Annotated in this window: 1 protein-coding gene; it reads left to right on the forward strand. The window is 69.4% G+C overall.

Annotated elements, in window-relative coordinates; translation table 11 throughout:
- Window positions 1-128, forward strand: a 128-nt coding sequence (locus tag BHU15_RS41990) for an SDR family oxidoreductase (protein WP_255293324.1), incomplete at its 5' end; no start/stop codon positions are given.
- Between the last annotated feature and the right edge of the window lie 156 nt (window positions 129-284).

Consider the following 284-nt stretch of genomic DNA (forward strand, 5'->3'; position numbering starts at 1 on the left):
CGCCGCTGGGGCGGGACGGTGAGCCCGACGACATCGCCGAAGCGGTGCTGTTCCTGCTCTCCGACCGGGCGGGGTGGCTGACCGGGAGCAATCTCGTCGTGGACGGCGGGGAATTCCCCAGGGGCTGACGCCGAAGGAATCGAGGAATTCCGTACGCCGCGATTTCGGAATTCCCGTCCGTTCAGCGGGAGGAGAGCTGCCAGCTCTCCTGACGCAGGAGTTCGAGAAGCGCCGTCTCTGCCGGGCCCGCCCCCTGCCTGAGCACGGCGATGACGGGCTGGGGG

This window comes from Streptomyces niveus (assembly GCF_001723055.1).
GTDB lineage: Bacteria > Actinomycetota > Actinomycetes > Streptomycetales > Streptomycetaceae > Streptomyces > Streptomyces niveus.